The organism is Amycolatopsis regifaucium (genome assembly GCF_001613935.1).
Classification (GTDB): Bacteria; Actinomycetota; Actinomycetes; order Mycobacteriales; family Pseudonocardiaceae; genus Amycolatopsis; species Amycolatopsis regifaucium.
On record NZ_LQCI01000002.1, the window covers coordinates 299,250 to 315,881 of the forward strand.

At 68.7% G+C, this 16,632-nt stretch carries 21 protein-coding genes and 1 riboswitch; of the genes, 8 read left to right on the forward strand and 13 right to left on the reverse strand.

Translation table 11 applies throughout. The features are described from left to right. Nucleotides 1-31: 31 nt before the first annotated feature. The 3 genes from AVL48_RS02455 to AVL48_RS02465 are packed head-to-tail and all read right to left on the reverse strand — an operon-like array spanning nt 32 to nt 2,256. Nucleotides 32-511 (reverse strand): DinB family protein, encoded by a 480-nt coding sequence (locus AVL48_RS02455; RefSeq protein WP_061989530.1) that lies wholly within the window; start codon nt 509-511, stop codon nt 32-34. 40 nt (nt 512-551) lie between these two features. Next, a complete protein-coding gene (locus AVL48_RS02460; protein ID WP_061989532.1) occupies nt 552-1,379 on the reverse strand; it encodes an aldo/keto reductase in 828 nt (275 codons plus the stop codon). 49 nt (nt 1,380-1,428) lie between these two features. Then, nucleotides 1,429-2,256 (reverse strand): helix-turn-helix domain-containing protein, encoded by an 828-nt coding sequence (locus AVL48_RS02465; RefSeq protein ID WP_061989534.1) that lies wholly within the window; start codon nt 2,254-2,256, stop codon nt 1,429-1,431. A 115-nt stretch (nt 2,257-2,371) separates the two neighbouring features. On the opposite strand from AVL48_RS02465, the gene AVL48_RS02470 reads away from it, so the two are divergent. Next, nucleotides 2,372-2,734 carry a nuclear transport factor 2 family protein gene (locus AVL48_RS02470; protein ID WP_061989536.1) on the forward strand — a complete coding sequence of 121 codons (363 nt, stop codon included), beginning with the start codon at nt 2,372-2,374 and terminating at the stop codon, nt 2,732-2,734. 3 nt (nt 2,735-2,737) lie between these two features. On the opposite strand, the gene gcvP is transcribed toward AVL48_RS02470, so the two are convergent. Both gcvP and AVL48_RS02480 read right to left on the reverse strand, forming a co-directional pair. Then, the gene (gene gcvP / locus AVL48_RS02475; RefSeq protein WP_061989537.1) at nt 2,738-5,617 is read right to left on the reverse strand and encodes an aminomethyl-transferring glycine dehydrogenase; all 2,880 of its coding nucleotides are present in this window, start codon (nt 5,615-5,617) and stop codon (nt 2,738-2,740) included. A 169-nt stretch (nt 5,618-5,786) separates the two neighbouring features. Then, a riboswitch (glycine riboswitch) is annotated at nt 5,787-5,883 on the reverse strand. Nucleotides 5,884-5,929: 46 nt separating this feature from the next. After that, nucleotides 5,930-6,511, reverse strand: a complete 582-nt coding sequence (locus AVL48_RS02480; RefSeq protein WP_044853188.1) for a MerR family transcriptional regulator — start codon at nt 6,509-6,511, stop codon at nt 5,930-5,932. Nucleotides 6,512-6,779: 268 nt separating this feature from the next. Between AVL48_RS02480 and AVL48_RS02485 the strand changes: the two genes are divergently transcribed. Beyond that, nucleotides 6,780-7,424, forward strand: a complete 645-nt coding sequence (locus AVL48_RS02485) for a TetR/AcrR family transcriptional regulator (RefSeq protein ID WP_061989539.1) — start codon at nt 6,780-6,782, stop codon at nt 7,422-7,424. 49 nt (nt 7,425-7,473) lie between these two features. Here AVL48_RS02485 and AVL48_RS02490 read toward each other — a convergent pair whose 3' ends face one another. The 7 genes from AVL48_RS02490 to AVL48_RS02520 all read right to left on the reverse strand — a co-directional run bounded on the left by AVL48_RS02490 (nt 7,474) and on the right by AVL48_RS02520 (nt 11,393). Beyond that, nucleotides 7,474-7,947 (reverse strand): bifunctional nuclease family protein, encoded by a 474-nt coding sequence (locus tag AVL48_RS02490; protein WP_005150031.1) that lies wholly within the window; start codon nt 7,945-7,947, stop codon nt 7,474-7,476. A 218-nt stretch (nt 7,948-8,165) separates the two neighbouring features. Next, on the reverse strand, nt 8,166-8,927 hold the full coding sequence (gene ftsR, locus AVL48_RS02495) for a transcriptional regulator FtsR (RefSeq protein WP_061989541.1): 762 nt from the start codon (nt 8,925-8,927) through the stop codon (nt 8,166-8,168). After that, nucleotides 8,924-9,391 carry a glycogen accumulation regulator GarA gene (gene garA, locus AVL48_RS02500; RefSeq protein WP_037305121.1) on the reverse strand — a complete coding sequence of 156 codons (468 nt, stop codon included), beginning with the start codon at nt 9,389-9,391 and terminating at the stop codon, nt 8,924-8,926. The genes ftsR and garA overlap by 4 nt, the downstream gene beginning before the upstream one ends. Nucleotides 9,392-9,516: 125 nt before the next feature. Continuing rightward, entirely contained in the window at nt 9,517-9,900 is a 384-nt protein-coding gene (gcvH, locus tag AVL48_RS02505; RefSeq protein WP_061989543.1) for a glycine cleavage system protein GcvH, read from the reverse strand. 88 nt (nt 9,901-9,988) lie between these two features. Next, complete coding sequence (gene clsA, locus AVL48_RS02510) at nt 9,989-10,516, reverse strand: cardiolipin synthase ClsA (protein ID WP_244162607.1); 528 nt, start codon at nt 10,514-10,516, stop codon at nt 9,989-9,991. Nucleotides 10,517-10,628: 112 nt separating this feature from the next. Then, a complete protein-coding gene (locus tag AVL48_RS02515; protein ID WP_061989547.1) occupies nt 10,629-10,862 on the reverse strand; it encodes a hypothetical protein in 234 nt (77 codons plus the stop codon). 240 nt (nt 10,863-11,102) lie between these two features. Further along, nucleotides 11,103-11,393: a hypothetical protein gene (locus AVL48_RS02520; RefSeq protein WP_244162590.1), complete on the reverse strand. Its 291-nt coding sequence runs from the start codon at nt 11,391-11,393 to the stop codon at nt 11,103-11,105. Nucleotides 11,394-11,433: 40 nt separating this feature from the next. On the opposite strand from AVL48_RS02520, the gene AVL48_RS02525 reads away from it, so the two are divergent. Beyond that, nucleotides 11,434-11,682: a hypothetical protein gene (locus tag AVL48_RS02525; protein ID WP_005150008.1), complete on the forward strand. Its 249-nt coding sequence runs from the start codon at nt 11,434-11,436 to the stop codon at nt 11,680-11,682. A 23-nt stretch (nt 11,683-11,705) separates the two neighbouring features. Further along, complete coding sequence (locus AVL48_RS02530) at nt 11,706-12,089, forward strand: hypothetical protein (protein WP_061989549.1); 384 nt, start codon at nt 11,706-11,708, stop codon at nt 12,087-12,089. Between the two features lie 469 nt (nt 12,090-12,558). Here AVL48_RS02530 and AVL48_RS02535 read toward each other — a convergent pair whose 3' ends face one another. Then, complete coding sequence (locus AVL48_RS02535) at nt 12,559-12,771, reverse strand: hypothetical protein (RefSeq protein ID WP_143104758.1); 213 nt, start codon at nt 12,769-12,771, stop codon at nt 12,559-12,561. 78 nt (nt 12,772-12,849) lie between these two features. On the opposite strand from AVL48_RS02535, the gene AVL48_RS02540 reads away from it, so the two are divergent. From AVL48_RS02540 to AVL48_RS02555, 4 genes are read left to right on the forward strand one after another with little or no spacing between them, the layout of a single operon-like run. Continuing rightward, complete coding sequence (locus tag AVL48_RS02540) at nt 12,850-13,836, forward strand: protein kinase family protein (RefSeq protein WP_061989553.1); 987 nt, start codon at nt 12,850-12,852, stop codon at nt 13,834-13,836. A 2-nt stretch (nt 13,837-13,838) separates the two neighbouring features. Then, the gene (locus AVL48_RS02545) at nt 13,839-14,813 is read left to right on the forward strand and encodes a hypothetical protein (RefSeq protein ID WP_061989555.1); all 975 of its coding nucleotides are present in this window, start codon (nt 13,839-13,841) and stop codon (nt 14,811-14,813) included. Then, the gene (locus AVL48_RS02550) at nt 14,810-16,003 is read left to right on the forward strand and encodes an adenylosuccinate synthetase (protein WP_061989557.1); all 1,194 of its coding nucleotides are present in this window, start codon (nt 14,810-14,812) and stop codon (nt 16,001-16,003) included. Before AVL48_RS02545 ends, AVL48_RS02550 begins: the two co-directional genes overlap by 4 nt. Next, nucleotides 16,000-16,632, forward strand: coding sequence for an NUDIX hydrolase (locus AVL48_RS02555; RefSeq protein ID WP_061989559.1), 633 nt, complete (start codon nt 16,000-16,002; stop codon nt 16,630-16,632). Before AVL48_RS02550 ends, AVL48_RS02555 begins: the two co-directional genes overlap by 4 nt.

The window sequence follows — 16,632 nt, forward strand, 5'->3', positions numbered from 1 at the left end:
CAGTGATGGGGGCCTTCACGTACTTCGGGACTCAGCCGGCGAGGAGCTGTTCACGCAGGATGTCGGCGTGCCCGCAGTGGTGGGCCAGTTCCCGCAGCACTTGCAGGTACACCCAGTGAAGCGTGCGCGGTCCGGTCCGGTGGCCGGTCACGACGGTGGCCAAGGGCAGCTCCTTGACCGTCGTCCGGGCCGTGGCGCAGGCTTCCCGGTAGGCCGCGGTGACCGAGGCGATGGTGTCGTCGTCGGAAAGCCGGAAGGATTCCTCCGGATCCGGTACCAGGCCGAGTTCCTTACGCGGCGTACCGCCCACGCACTCCTCGAACCACACCCGCTGCATCCAGGTCACGTGCTTGAGCAACCCGAGCGGCGTCGTCGCCGACGGGACGAGCCGCCGGCGGGCCTGCTCTTCGGTGAGACCGTCGAGCGTCGTCTCGAGAGCGGTGCGATATTCCTCGATGAACGCCTCGAGCTGGGTGCGCTCGTCTTCCAGTGGCACATCGAACGGACCCATCAACGTCTCCTCCGGGTTTCTTGAGGGGCAAGGCTCGCGGCTAAATCAGGTCGAAGGTGTCCGGGTCGGGGCCGGTGCGGGTGCCGTCGTCGAATTCGGCGAGGGCGGCCAGATCGTCTTCGGCGAGTTCGAAGTCGAAGACGTCGAAGTTCTCGCGGATCCGGGACGGCGTCACGGATTTCGGGATCGCGACCGTGCCGAGTTGCAAATGCCAGCGCAGCACCAGCTGTGCCGGGCTCTTGCCGTACTTGGCCGCGAGGGCGGTCAGCGTCGCGTCCGGCAGGAGTGACCCTTGCGCGAGCGGACTCCACGCCTCGGTGACGATGCCGTGCTCGGCGTGGAACTCGCGCAACGCCTTTTGCTGCAGCCGGGGATGCAGCTCGACCTGGTTGACCGATGGCACGATCCCCGTTTCGTCGAACAGCCGCCGCAGCTGCGGCTCGTGGAAGTTCGACACCCCGATGGCCCGCACCCGGCCGTCCGCGTAGAGCTTTTCCAGTGCCCGCCAGGTTTCCACGTACTTGCCGCGGGTCGGCATCGGCCAGTGGATCAGGTACAGATCGACCCGGTCCAGACCCAGTTCCGCGAGGCTGGCGTCGAACGCGCGGAGCGCCTCGTCGTACCCGTGCGCCGGATTCGGCAGTTTCGTGGTGATGAACAGTTCGTCGCGGGGCACGCCCGCCGAGCGGATCGCCTCGCCGACACCGGCTTCGTTGCGATACGACGCGGCGGTGTCGATGCTGCGGTACCCCGCCTCGATCGCGGTCCGGACGACCTTGGCCGTATCGGCCGCGGGCACCTGCCAGACACCGAAACCGAGTTGGGGGATGGCTACCTCGTTGTTCAGGACGACGGAAGGCACGGCCATGGATGAAGAATCCTCGCTCCGAGTCGGTGACAGGACTTCTCGCCCCGCATCATTCCACCCCGCGCCGCGGGTGCGCGCGCAGATACTCGGCCGTGCCCGGGTCGGCCGGGAAGAAGGATTCGATCACCAGCTCGGCGACCGTGATGTCCAGCGGCGTCCCGAATGTGGAAACCGTGCTGAAGAACGTGAGATCCACGCCCTCGTGCCGCAGCCGAAGGGGGACGAAGATGTCGCCCGGCCCGGGGACCTCCACCTCGGGAACCGGATCCTCACACGGATAGGTGAGGAGTTCTTCCAGTAGTTCCGTCAGGGCCGGATCCGCCGTCTGGGTCACCTGGCGCCGCAGCCTGCCGAGCAGATGGGCCCGCCACTCCCCCAGATTGCGCACGTACGGCGCCATTCCCTCCGGATGCAGGGTCAGCCGGAGGACGTTGACCGGTGGCGTCATCAGGGTCGGCGACACCAGATCGGTCATGATCGACACGCTCGCGTTGGCGTCGACCAGGTTCCAGCCGCGATCGACGACGGCGGCCGGGTAAGGCTCGTGACTCGTCAGCAGCTGCCGGACCGCCTGGCGGACCGCGGCCAGTTCCGGATCGCCGAGGCCGCCCTCCGGATAGGCGGGCGCGTAGCCCGCCGCGAGGAGCAGCTGGTTGCGTTCCCGCAAGGGCACCTCCAGATGTTCGCCCAGCCGCAGCACCATGTCGCGACTGGGCTTGGATCGCCCGGTCTCCACGAAACTCAGGTGCCTGGTGGAGATCTCGGCGGAGATGGCGAGGTCGAGCTGGCTGATCCGGCGGCGATCGCGCCATTCCCGCAGGAGCTCGCCGACGGGGCGGCCCGCGCGGTTCGCCGTCAATGTGGTCGTCACGATCACGAACCTACGCACCGCGTGTGCCGGACCGCCATTACCTCTCGCGTAATCGACGGGACCCACCCGCGCCCGACAGAGTTGCGTCATCGGTTACCCCACAACGCACCAAGGAGACACCATGTCGGACATCCAGCGCGTCGCCGAGCAGTACCTCGCCGTCTGGAACGAGACGGACGCCGAAAAGCGCCGTGCGCTCATCGCCGAGGTCTTCACCGAGGACGCCGCCTACACCGACCCGCTGGGCGCGGTCACCGGGCACGACGGTGTCGATGGCTTCATCGCCGGCGCGCAGGCCCAGTTCGCCGGGCTGACGTTCAGCCTGCCGGCCGCGCCCGACGCGCACCACGACATCGCACGATTCCAGTGGTACCTCGGCGCTCCCGGCGCGGACGAACCGCTGGCGATCGGCTTCGACGTCATCACCGTCGAGGAGGGCAGGATCAAGCAGGTGCTGGGCTTTCTCGACAAGATGCCCGGCTGACGCCTACGCGAAGGCTTCCGGCGGCGGGCAGGAACAGACGAGGTTGCGGTCACCCGCGGCCCCGTCGATCCGCCGCACCGGGGGCCAGATCTTCGCGGCGGTGAAGCCCGCCGGAAAGACGGCGATCTCCCTGCTGTACGGGCGATCCCACTCGCCCGCGAGACACCGCGCGGTGTGCGGGGCGTTGCGCAGCGGGCTTTGCTCCACCGGCCACTCCCCCGCGGCGATCTTCTCGATCTCGCCGCGGATCGCGATCATCGCGGCGCAGAACCGGTCGAGCTCGCCGAGGTCCTCGCTTTCGGTGGGCTCGACCATGAGCGTGTCGGCGACCGGGAACGACATCGTCGGCGCGTGGAGGCCGTAGTCGGCCAGCCGTTTGGCGACGTCGTCGACGGTGACCCCGGTCCGTTTGGTCAGCGCGCGGAGGTCGAGGATGCACTCGTGCGCCACGAGTCCCTCGTGCCCGGAGTACAGCACCGGATAGCGGTCCGCGAGGCGCTTGGCGACGTAGTTGGCGTTCGCGACCGCGGTCAGCGTCGCGCGCTTCAGCCCTTCGGCGCCCATCATCCGGACGTAGGCCCAGGAGATCGGCAGGATCGACGCGCTCCCCCACGGCGCGGCGCTGATCGGGCCCACGCCGGTGGCCGGTCCCGCTTCCGGCTGCAGAGGATGGTTCGGCAGGTACGGCGCCAGGTGCCCGCGGACGCCGATCGGGCCGACGCCGGGGCCACCACCGCCGTGCGGGATGCAGAAGGTCTTGTGCAGGTTGAGATGTGAGACGTCGGCGCCGAACTTGCCGTACTGCGCGACCCCGATCAGCGCGTTCAGGTTCGCCCCGTCGACGTAGACCTGACCGCCCGCGTCGTGCACCAGTGCGCAGACCTCGCGCACGGTGTCCTCGTACACGCCGTGCGTCGAGGGATAGGTGATCATGATCGCGGCGAGGTCGTCCGCGTGCTCGTCCACAGTGGACTTCAGGTGGCCGAGGTCGATATTGCCGTCGTCGTCGCATCTCACGACGACCACGCGCATCCCCGCCATCACCGCGCTGGCCGCGTTCGTGCCGTGCGCGCTCGACGGGATCAAGCAGACGTCACGGGCTGCGTCCCCGCGTTCGCGGTGGTAGGCGCGGATGGCCAGCAGACCGGCGAACTCGCCCTGGCTGCCGGCGTTCGGCTGGAGGGAAACCGCGTCGTAGCCGGTGATCCCGGCCAGCCAGCGCTCCAGGTCGCGCACGATGGCGAGCAGCCCGGCCGCGTCCTCGGCGGGCGCGAACGGGTGCAGTCCGGCGAACTCGGGCCAGGTGATCGGCTCCATTTCGGCCGTGGCGTTGAGTTTCATCGTGCACGAGCCGAGCGGGATCATGCTCCGGTCGAGCGCGACGTCCTTGTCGGACAACGCCCGCAGGTACCGCAGCAGCGCGGTTTCCGAGCGGTGCGCGTGGAAGACGGGATGTGTGAGGTACTCGCTCGTACGGCGCAGATCCGGCGGGAAGCCGTCGGCGGTGTCCGCGTCGAGAGAGTCCACTTCGGACACCGCGACACCGAACGCCTTCCACACCAAGGAGAGATGCTCGCGAGTGGTCGTCTCGTCGCAGGCGATGGCGACGTGGTCGGAGTCCGCGAGCCGGAGGTTGACGCCGAGTTCCCTGGCCGTGCCGACGATCCCGGCCGCGCGTCCGGGGACCGACACCATGACGGTGTCGAAGAATTCGCCATGCACCACGTCCACGCCGCTTTCGGCGAGCCCGGCCGCGAGCACGGTTGCCATCCGGTGCGCGCGGTTCGCGATGGCGCGCAAGCCTTCCGGCCCGTGGTACACCGCGTACATCGACGCGATGACCGCCAGGAGCACCTGCGCGGTGCAGATGTTGCTGGTCGCCTTCTCCCGGCGGATGTGCTGCTCGCGGGTCTGCAGCGCCAGCCGGTACGCGGGCGCGCCGTCGGCGTCCTTCGACACCCCGACGAGCCTGCCGGGCAACTGGCGTTCGAGTCCCTGGCGCACGGCGAGGTACGCCGCGTGCGGGCCACCGAAGCCCATCGGCACGCCGAACCGCTGCGTCGACCCGATGGCGACGTCGGCGCCGAGTTCACCCGGCGACCGCAGCAAGGTCAGCGCCAGCGGATCCGCGGCCATCACCACGGCCGCGCCCAGCGCCTTGGCCTCGGTGATGGTGTGGCCCCATTCGCGGACGACGCCGGAAGCACCGGGATAGGAGAGCAGCACGCCGAAGAAGTCGCCGCCGAGGCCCAGCCCGGTGATGCCCTGCGAGAGATCCGCGGTCACCAGGTCGATGCCGAGCGGTTCGGCGCGGGTGCGCAACACCTCGATCGTCTGCGGCAGGGTGTCCTCGTCGACCACGAACCGGTTCGATTTCGCCTTGCCCGCCCGGCGGACGAGCGTCATCGCCTCCGCCGCCGCGGTCGCCTCGTCCAGCATCGACGCTCCTGCGATCGGCAGGCCGGTCAGATCGGAGACCATGGTCTGGAAGTTGAGCAGCGCTTCGAGGCGGCCTTGCGAGATCTCCGGCTGATAGGGCGTGTACGCGGTGTACCAGGCCGGACTCTCCAGCACGTTGCGGCGGATCACCGGCGGGGTCACGGTGTCGTGGTAGCCGAGGCCGATCATCTGGATCATCGGCCGGTTGCGCGCGGCCAGCGCGCGGAGCTCGGCGAGCGCGCCGGTCTCGGTGGCAGGCGGCGGCAGCTCCGGCGGCGCGGCGGATTCCCGCAGCGACTCGGGAACGGCGCGCTCGGCCAGTTCGTCGAGAGAGGCGACGCCGACGACGTCGAGGATGCGCGCGAGTTCTTCCGGGCCGGGACCGATGTGCCGGTCCGCGAAGGGGGTTCCGGATTCGAGAGCGGCCAGAGAAACAGGCTCCATCGGGGACCTCCCAGGACGCGGGGGTGAGGCCGGGACGATTGTCCTGGCCCTCCCCACTCTGTCCGTACCCTATGAGGGCGCCTGAGAGTTTCGCCCGTGGGTTGATTCGGGCTTGCACCGTCGGCGGAGCTGCCAGGTGGTGACCTGACGGCTCACTTTCCAGAGGCGTCTAGTCCGCGCGGTCCAGGGTGCCTGAGAGGTTCCGGGGAGGACTTGCTCCTTCGGCGCCGGGCCGTTATCGGCCCGGTCTCTCCCGCGCGGATTCGTCGACCGCGGAACCGAGCCTACCCTGCCGCCCGCAGGACTTCATGATCAGCCGGTGCGACGTGCGTTACGGCGCTGGGTGAGCTCGTCCGGGGTGACGGTTTCGATCGTTCCGCCGTCGGCGCGCTCGGCCGGGAACTCGTGGATGGTTCCGCTGATCTCCTGCATCGCGCCGCTGACGGCGATGCCGAAGACGCCCTGACCGCCCTGCAGTAAATCGACGATCTCTTCGGGCGAGGTGCACTCGTAGACGGTGGTGCCGTCGGAGAACAGGGTGACCCTGGCGAGGTCACGGACGCCGCGCAGGCGCAGGTGGTCGACGGCGACCCGGATGTTCTGCAACGAGACACCGGTGTCCAGCAGCCGCTTGACGACCTTCAGGACGAGGATGTCCTTGAACGAGTACAGCCGCTGCGAACCGGAACCGTGCGCCGTGCGGATGCTCGGCGCGACCAGCTTCGTCCTGGCCCAGTAGTCGAGCTGCCGGTAGGTGATCCCGGCGATCTGACAGGCGGCGGGACCACGGTAACCGACGAGTTCGTCCGGGAGGGAAGAGTCGGGGAACAGCTCACCCTGCTCGCCGTCTGCGACCGGAACGAGCGGCTCTTGAGGGCTACCAGCCTCGACCACGCCATGCCTCCCCTCGCCCGACCTGGCGGCCGGCGAACAAAGCCGCGCGGACCCAGGTGAGTCCGCACCGGAGTGAACCGTCAAGACGGATGCCCCAGACATCCGAATCACACCTTGGCGATTTACCTCCATTGACGGTAAGCGTGTCCGGTAAAGCGGTCAACGCGACGCGCGGTCGACCTCAAGCTCTTCTTGAGGCTTGCCGGGAACTCCTCCCCCGATCGGCCGCAAGCTTGCCACTTTTACTCAGTCGTGTTAATTTTTACTCATGCAAGTAACGCCGTCCACGCAAAGCGCCCTTCGAGAGGTGCAGGCAGAGCTCGGGTTGTCGGTCACGGAGGCCGCGCGGCGGGCTCAGATCATCAGCGCCACGATCGCGACGATCGCCGAACTCGGATACCACAAGACGTCGTTCGCGAAGATCAAGGAGCGGGCCGGGCTGTCCAGCACCCGGATCATCTCCTACCACTTCACCAACAAGGCCGGCTTGATGCAGGCCGTGGTCACCGCCGCGACCGGGATGAAGGACAAGTTCCTCGAAGAACGGACCCAGGGCACGACGGACCGGGCCGGGCTGCTGCGCGGCTACATCGAGTCGGAGATCGCGTTCCTCGGCTCGTACCCGGAACTGGTGCGGGTCATGGTCGAGATGGCTTCGAGCGGATCGGACGCGGAGGGCTGGTTCATGTCGGCGCCGATCGTCGAAGAGTTCCGTACCGGCCGGCTCGAACGCCAGCTACGGCAGGGTCAGCGGGAAGGTGCTTTCGGCGATTTCGCGCCGGACGTGATGGCGCTGTCGATCGCGCAGGCCATCGACGGTGTCGCCGCGAAGTTCGCGGCGGACCCGAAACTGGATCTGGAGCGGTACGGGCGGGAACTGGCGGACCTGTTCACGCGGGCGACCGCGGCCTGAATCGTGAGTGGTAATGACGGTGGAACCGTCATTACCACTCACGAGCCGATCACGTATCCGCGCCGCGGAAGTCTTCCGGCGAGACCGAGTCGAGGAACTCGCGGAACTTCTCGACCTCGTCCTCCTGCTCGTCGGGGATGATGAGGCCCGCTTCCTCCAGCACCGCGTCCACGGCGTGGATCGGGACCCCCACCCGCAGCGCCAGCGCCACCGAATCGCTCGGCCGCGCCGAAACCCGGATATCCCCGTCGAAGACCAGTTCCGCGAAGAACGTGCCTTCCTTCAGGTCGGTGATGACGACCTGCTCCAGCTCCCGGCCCAACGCGCCGATGACCTCCTTGAGCAGGTCATGGGTGAGCGGACGGGCCGGGCGGACTCCCTGCTGCTCCAAAGCGATGGCGGTGGCCTCGACCGAGCCGATCCAGATCGGCAGGTAGCGCTCGCCTTCGGTTTCCCGCAGCAACAAGATCGGCTGATTCGCGGGTAACTCCACCCGCACGCCGACGACGCGCATCTCGCTCATCGGGCTTCGCCTCCCTCTCGTGCGCACGGGCTGCAACGCTTGTCTCGACGACCAAGCGACGGCAATCCCGACGCTACCCGTCTTCCGAGCGCTGTGCTCGCTGTCCAGACATTCTCGGTTCGCTCGCGGCAAACCCGACTCTCACGGTACGGCATAGGGTGCCGAACATTCAGTCATTGACAAGTGACCTCACAACGGTTTCAGTCCCCCGGAACCGTTCAGCCGCCCGTGACGGCCCGTATTCCGGCCTTCACCAAGAGCGTATGTAACGCCACGGTCAGCGCGGCGAGCTCGCGGACGACCTCGTCGCCCCTCGCTTGCGCGTCCTCGTCACGGTGCCGATACACCGGGGTCACGATCTGCTCCAGCAGGCCGACTTCGCGGTCGGCCGCGGCCCGGAAGGCACGCAGATGTCTCGGCTCGATACCGAATTCGGTCATCGCCTTCACCGTCTTCGCCACGAGGACCGCGTCGGGGTCGAAAAACCCCGCCACTCCCGGGCGGACCAGACCGTATTGCCGCAGCTCAGCCAGGGTGGCGGCGTCGATGCCGGCCTGGCGGAGCAGATCTTCCTCGGTCAGTCTCAGCTCGCGGTCGGTCTCGAAATCCCCGGGGGACGGCAGTCCGCCGTTCTCCCCCGGGGCTTCGAGCGAGACGAGTTTCCGCGGCGGTTTGGGCCCCACCGCCGACGGTGCGGCGCCCTGATCCGCCGCGTCCAGCTGTTCCTTGATGACCTTCAGCGGAAGATAGTGATCCCGCTGGGCGGACAGGACGAACCGCAACCGCTCCACGTCCGCCGGAGCGAACTGCCGGTACCCGGACGGGGTCCGGCCCGGCTGGACCAGACCCTCCGCCTCGAGGAACCGGATCTTGGAGATGGTCACATCGGGGAAGTCGCCGCGCAGCTGTGCCAGCACGGCCCCGATGCTCAACCCATCGCGCTGCGACGCATCCCGATCAGGCCGCCCGGCCGCCGTCACTGTGCCCCCTGGCCCCCGTGACCCGGGCCGGTCAGGAAGACCAGGCGGAACTTGCCGATCTGCACCTCGTCGCCACCGGCGAGGACGGCCTGGTCGACCGGCTCGCGGTTGACATAGGTGCCGTTGAGGCTGCCGACGTCGATGACGACGAACTCGCCACCCTCACGGCGGAACTCGGCGTGGCGCCGGGAGACCGTGACGTCGTCGAGGAAGATGTCGCTGTCCGGGTGCCGTCCCGCGCTGGTGGTGTCGCGGTCCAGCAGGAAGCGCGAACCCGCGTTGGGGCCCCGCTTGACGACCAGCAGGGCGGAACCCGCCGGCAGCGCGTCCACACCCTGGACAGGGGCCTCGGCAGCCGGAGGAGCCTCAGTGCCTTCGACGTCGGCCAGGAAGTCGGCCCGGAAGACAGAAGTCCGCTCCGGAGACTGCTCCGGGGGAACGCCGGGCCCGTCGTTCGTGCTCACCTGAGCTCTCCTAACGCATGTGTGTTGCCACTACTCAAGAACGTGTAGAGGACAAACGTACCGTGCCTGATCGAATCTCCGGTCCGCGGCTCCCCCTACTCGGAGCGGATGGCCGCGGCGTGCGGCTATTCCTTGATCAGTGCCTGGTACGCCTCGGCCTCGAGCAGGGAATCCACCGTGCTCGCGTCGTCGAGGCGGAGCTCGATCAGCCAGCCCTCGCCGTAGGGGTCGCTGTTGATCAGCTCGGGCGACTCGGTCACCGCGTCGTTGACCGCGACCACCTCGCCGTCGAGCGGGGCGAACAGCTCCGAAACGCTCTTGGTCGATTCGACCTCGCCGAACGCGTCACCCGCGCCGACCTGCTTGCCGACCTCTGGCAGTTCGACGAACACCACGTCACCGAGCTGGTCCTGCGCGTACTCCGTGATGCCCACGCGCACGAGTCCTCCGTCGCGCACGGAGACCCACTCGTGCTCCTCGGTGTAGCGCAGTTCTTCTGGAGTGGACAACGCCGCTCCCCTTTCTGGTGCCCTCACTCGAAACCGACGCGCGAAGTTTCGCATCCCGCCGGGCCACGCGCCCGGCGCCTCCCGCAAGCTAGGCCGTCCGGAGGGCCCGCACCGTCTGTACGACGTACAACACGCCCGAATAGACGTACAGCACCGCGCCCCAGGCCGTGAAGGCGTACCCGATCGGGCGGGCGACCGCGGCGATGTCGGAGCCGCCCTGGGTGAGCAGCAGGAACGGGAAGGCGTACATCAGCACGAAGGTGGCGCCCTTGCCGATGTAGGTGACCTCCGGCGGGGCGAACCCGCGGTGGCGCAGGAGCAGCACGCACACGCCCAGTACGGCCTCGCGGACGACGAGCGGGACCACCAGCCACCACGGGACGATGTCGCGGATCAGGAAGGCGACGAGCGTCGCGAGGATGTAGAGCCGGTCGGCGGCGGGGTCGAGCAGCTGGCCGAGCCGCGACATCTGGTTGAGCCAGCGGGCGAGTTTGCCGTCGAGCCAGTCGGTGAGCGCGCTGAACACGAGCAGCGCGAGCGCCCAGCCGTCCTCCTTCGGGCCGAGGAGCAGCCACAGGAAGACCGGCACCCCGGCGAGCCGGAGGATCGAAAGCATGTTGGGAACGTTCAGGGCCTGCCGCAGCAAAGAGGGCTCTTCGCTGGTCACGCTCGGTTCGGGGGGCGTACTCACCAGCGCAGCCTATCCAGCGACGGCAGGTCCTCCGGCGTCAGCTGGCCCGGGTGTGGCTCCAGCCGCGGCGTTGCAGGTCCGCGCTGGTCAGTGCCACGGGCCTGCCCCGGTGGTCGGTACCGATCCAGCGGGTGTGCCCGGTGGAACTCTCGAGGACGTACGGGCGGCCGCCGCACCAGACGACGGTGCACGGTGCCGTGGGGGGCAGCTCCGCGCTCGCCGGTGCGGTGGCCTCGAATGACGCGGGATCGTTCTGTTCGTCGGTCTTCATCGCTCTCACGGTTTCGGGTGACGGGGACTGGGACACGCCGGAGCGCTTACTTGTCTTTTCGGCAGAACGGGAGCGGGCGTTAACGGTCCCGTGCCGGATTCGTCCGATCGATTCGCGACGACAGCGGTGTGTTGTCGCGCCGTGAACGGCATGTTAATTGTCCATAGTGGACAATTATCCGGCGGTCCTCGCGTACCGCCGCGCCGACGGCGCGATAACCTGCCGCGCATCGAACGTGGCTCAATGCCACGACATCGGGCCCGGCCGGGTCAGAATGGGCCGGCCACGACCGGCCGACGAAAGGATCGCCTTGCCCGTCTCGACGACCACGGGAGCGTGGCGGCGCCTGATCGCGGCCTGCGTCGCCGCCGGAACACTCGCCGCCTGTTCGGGCGAAGACCCGCCACCGCCCGTCACCTCCGCGCCGGCTCCCCCTGCCACGCCGCCTTCCAGCACGTCCAGCGCCTCAGTGCCGCCGATCCCGTCGCAGACCGCGCCGACTTCGTCGGTTGCCCCGAATCCCGCCAACAAGCCGAAACCAGCTGAACCGGTACAGGGTTCGTGTGGCACGGTGACCGCGGCGAGCGGGCTGACCCTGCAGGTGCTCAACGGGCCCGGGGTCTCGTGCGCGGACGCGACCGGGATCGTCGGCTCGTTCCACAAGAGGATCGCCGGACGCCAGTCCGCGGGCTCGGACGAGCCGGTCAGCGAGACCGTCGACGGCTGGCTGTGCGTTTCCGGCGCCCCCGCCGCGCAAGGTGGCACCAGTTGCAGCAAAGGCGAGCAGAACGTGTTCGCCGCCGTCGTCCCCGTCGAATGAACCACCCCCGAGAAGAAGGGCCCATGAAGAGCCTCCCCGTACTCCCCGCAGCGGTCGCCGTCCTCCTGCTGAGCGGCTGCGGGGCCGATCCGGCCCCGTCGGCCGCGCCGGCGTCGTCCTCCCCCGCCCCCGCCGCCGGGCAGGCGCTCGCCGGAACGCCGTGCGGTGAAATCGCCGGTTTCCAGGGCGCGAAGAACAAGGTCGTCGCCCGCGGGAAGACCGATTGCGCCGAAGCGACTCAGGTACTCAAGGACTACTTCGCCAAGTTGACGCCCGCCGAAGCCAACTCGGCGCAGGGCCCCGGACCGGTGGTCATCGGCGCGTGGACATGCGGGAGCGGGCCGAACGACCCGGTGACGAGTTGCTCGACCGAGGACGAGCGGCAGATCGACGCGACCCGCTCCTGAGCGGGCTTCCGACTGTCCTCAAGGGACACTTTTCGTGACGAAGTGATCTTGTGTCCTCAAAGGACACTTCCCCGCACTCTAACGCGCGATTCAGGTTATTGAGCGGTAAGGCAAACGTGGCGTGTCTCGGCGGCGGCCAAGGGCATCGACTGTGTGGATTTCGGGACGTTGGATGACCAGAAATCCACACAGTCCCCCGTGACCGGTCCAGTCACACCAGCCAGACACGTTCGCCCTAGCACTCAAGAGAACCCGAATCGCCACTCACGACCCCGGAATCAGGCCTGCCCTACGACGACTTCGCCGGGACATCAGGGCAGGAAAGTCCGTGGAGGCCTCCTTCCCTACCCTGACAGTAGGGAAGGAGGCCTTCACGGAATGGGCTTTCAGTCCACTGTGGTCACCCGCGAGATCGACCGGCCGAAAACGCTCCAGGTCAGCGGAGATCTCGCCTGGCAGGCGAACCCGGTCACAGCGTCGAGCACGCTTCACGGTCGCGTTCGCCGACGTGCAGGCACCCAGGCCGATAGCCCGGCGGGACCACGAAACAGACGAGCCCTGCCCTGCCGCCGAAGGCGCCCGCGAAGCCTTCGGCCCGCCGCGGCTCGTCGTGCGCGTCGGCGGACAGCTTCCGTGAGGTGCCATCCAGCCTGGTCGCCTCGCCCCGGAGCGTGAGGACCACGGCCACAGGTCTTATGCCGACAAGATCTTCTTCCCCACCCCCTTGTCACATCGAGTAAGAGTCGTCTAGACTCAAACTATGTTCACCAGGGACGAAGCCGTGATGGCGATCGAGAACGCGGCCGAAGCGGCGGCACTGTTCGACACCGACCCCCGGCTCGCTCACCGGCACTACCGCGCGCTGGCGGCCGCGCTTCACCCTGACCGGAATCCCGGCGACTCACGCGCCCACAAGGCGGCCGCGGCCCTCAATCACCTTTACGACGATTGGAAACGCGGCCGCGTCCAGACGGTCACCACGGTGACGTCGGCCTATCCCCTCACCCGCACGCACGCGATCGGCAGTGTCGCGACGACCTACCGCACCACCGGACCTCATCTGGTCAAACTCGTCCGAAACCCGGCACTGAACCCGCTGATCCACGCCGAATGGGCGGCGTTGCGCACACTCGACGCCTTCACCGAGCGTCACCGATGGCTGCGCCCCTACTACCCGCGGCTGCTCGACACCTCCGGGCCGGTGGCCCGGGGCGAGCGGGCGTTCAGCGTCCTCGAGCCACTCGTCGACGGGTTCGTCACCCTCGCCGACATCGGGAAGGCCTTCCCGGACGGCCTCGACGGCCGCGATTACGCCTGGATGCACCGGCGTCTGCTGCGGGCGATGGCGGGAGCGCACCGCGCGGGCGTCGTCCATGGCCATCTGACCGGGGACAACGTGCTGGTCCATCCCGAACGGCACGGCATCGTCCTGATCGGCTGGTCCTTCGCCGTCGAAGACGGTGCGCTCCCGCTGGCGGTGGACAACTCCGCCGAGTATCCGCCCGAAGTCCACAAAGGACTGCCGATGACTCCGGCCACCGACGTCCACATGCTTCACCAGCTGATGCTTTCCCTGCTGGCACCCGGAGAAACCCGCCAACGCGAGTTCGCCACGTGGTGCACCCAAGAAACGCCGGGACAACGGCCTGACGCCGTCGATCTGCTCGACGAATACGACGACCTGATCGGTGAGCTCTACGGCCCCCGCACCTTCCGACCCTTCACCATTCCCGAGACAGGAGCCTGACCATGGGACACGGACACTGGGACGACAACGCCTACGCCGCCGCGAAAACCTTCCGCGCGGCCAAGGGCGAGGACGATTTCGGCTACACCGCCGATCTCCGCTCCAAACCCGCGAAAGAGTGGAAGGTCGCGCCCGCGCTCGATCCGCTGAACGCCGTCCGGGAATGCCGGGATTCGGCCGACCACGCCGATTCGACGCCGATCGCGGTGCTGTTCGACGTCACCGGCTCGATGCGCCGGGTACCGCGGGTCATGCAGGGCAAGCTCGGCAAACTGCACGGCTTGCTGAAGCGCCGCGGCTATCTGGCCGATCCGCAGGTCCTGTTCGGCGCGATCGGCGACGCGGACAGCGACCGGGTGCCGTTGCAGGTCGGGCAGTTCGAATCGGACAACCGGATGGACGAGCAGCTGCGCACGATCTTCCTCGAAGGCGGTGGCGGCGGGCAGAAGAGCGAATCCTACGAACTGGCCGCCTATTTCATGGCACGGCACGTGGTCACCGACGCGTGGCAGAAACGCGGCCGCAAGGGCTACCTGTTCCTCATCGGCGACGAACTGAACAAGCCCGCGCTGGAGGCGCGCCACCTCCGCCGGGTGATCGGCGACGACGTGCGGGAGGACATCGATCCCGCGTCGGTGTACCGGGAGCTCGCCCGCAAGTGGCACGTCTACTTCGTGCTGCCGAACCAGTCCTCGTACTACAACGACCCGCAGATCGGCGAGCACTGGAGCGGCCTGCTCGGCCAGAACTTCCTCAAACTCGACGACCCCGGCGCGGTGTGCGAGCTGATCGCGGCCACGATCGGGGTGGAGGAACAGGTCGTCGACGTCGACCGGGCGCTCGCCGATCTCGCGGACATCGGTTCGGCCGCCGAAAGCGCGGCGGTCGGAAAGGCGCTGGCGAAGCTCGGCAACCGGACGGTCGTCACCTCGGCGGTACCCGAGCCCGGCGGTCCGGACCACGTGGTGCTGCGATGAGCCTCCTGGACGGGCACGCGGTGGTGGTCGGGCTGGGTTTCGGCGACGAAGGCAAGGGAGCCGTGGTCGACGCGCTCTGCGCCGACCGGCCCACCATCGCCGTCGTCCGGTTCAACGGCGGCGCGCAAGCCGCGCACAACGTCGTCGAGAACGGACGGCACCACACGTTCAGCCAGTTCGGGGCGGGCACGTTCGCGGGCGTGCCCACCCATCTGTCGCGCTTCGTCCTGGTCGAACCGTTCGCGCTGGCCGCCGAAGCCCGGCAGCTCGAAACCGTCGGCGTCGCGGATCCGCTGTCGATGCTGAGCGTCGACGGACGAGCGCTGCTGACCACCCCGTTCCACGTTTACGCCAACCGGGCGCGGGAGGACGCCCGCGGCGCGAAACGGCATGGCTCGTGCGGAAAGGGCATCGGCGAGACCGTCTGGTACTCGCTGCTGTCCGGGGCGGCCCGGGGTGATCGGGTGGAGGAGCAGGAGGTGATCGGGACGCCGGGCGAAGCGCCAACGGTCGCCGACTGCGCGCGGCCGGCGGTGCTGCGGCGCAAGCTGGACGCGCTCGCGCGGTTCTACGCGCCGTTGGCCACCCCACCGCACGGCGTGGACGAGTTGGTGGCTCTGTACCGCGACTTCGCGGACGCAATGCGGATCACCGACGGGGACGAAACGGGGCGGCTCGCCGACAGCGGCCGCGTGGTCTTCGAGGGAGCGCAGGGGGTTCTCCTCGATCAGCACCACGGATTCCATCCGCATACGACGTGGTCCACCACCACCCCGCACAACGCCCGCACGCTGCTGGGCGGGCGTCCGCACACCGTGCTGGGCGTGACGCGGACTTATCTCACCCGGCATGGCGCGGGGCCGCTTCCCACCGAATCCGCTTCCGTGCTCGCCCGGTTCCCCGAGGCGCACAACGGCACCGGGGAGTACCAGGGCGCGTGGCGGGCGGGGCATCTCGACGCGGCGCTGCTGGACTACGCGATCGCGGCCTGCGAAGGGGTGGACGCGTTCGCGGTGACCCACCTCGACGCGACCGGGCTGAAGGTCGTGCCCGGGGATGGCTGCCCCGCGGTCGACCTGCCGGATCCGCTGACGTGGTTCGGTGCCCGGCTTCCGGTGGCGGTCACCGGGTACGGCCCGGACAGGGCCGGTTACCGGGTCGTGGAGGCAAGGTCGACAATCTACGCGTGATCGAGTCGACTCCGGTGTCCGTCGACGTGCTGGTGATGCGGTTCGACCCCGGCGCGCGAACCGTCCTGCTGGGAATCGCACCGCGTGCCGCCGAGCCGTTCGAAGGGGAACTCGCCCTGCCCGGGGTGCTTCTCGGGCTCGGGGAACGGCTGCGGGACGCAGCGGGCCGGGCGGCGGTCACCAAACTCGGGCTGCCGCCGGACGCGCTCTCGGCGACGGGCCAGCTCGTCACCTTCGACGAGCCGAATCGGGACCCGCGCGGCCCGACCCTCTCCATCGCACTGTGGGCCACCACCGATCCCGCGCTCGACGTGCCCGGGGACGTGGTGTGGACGCCGCTGGACGCGGTGCCGCCCCTGGCGTTCGACCATGACCGGATCGTGGCGGACTGCCGCCCGCTGCTGGCCGACCGGCTGTGGCGGGACGTCGCTTTCACCGCCGGGCTGCTGGGCCCGGCCTTCACCACGGCGCAGGCACTCGACGCGACCGAAGCGCTGACCGGGGACCGCCCCTATCCGGCCAACCTGGGCCGGATCATGGAGCGGGTACCCGGGTTGCGCCGGACCACCGAGCACGCGGCCGCCCTCCCGAAAGGAGGACGGCCGCCTTCGCTCTGGCGTTGGGAGTGA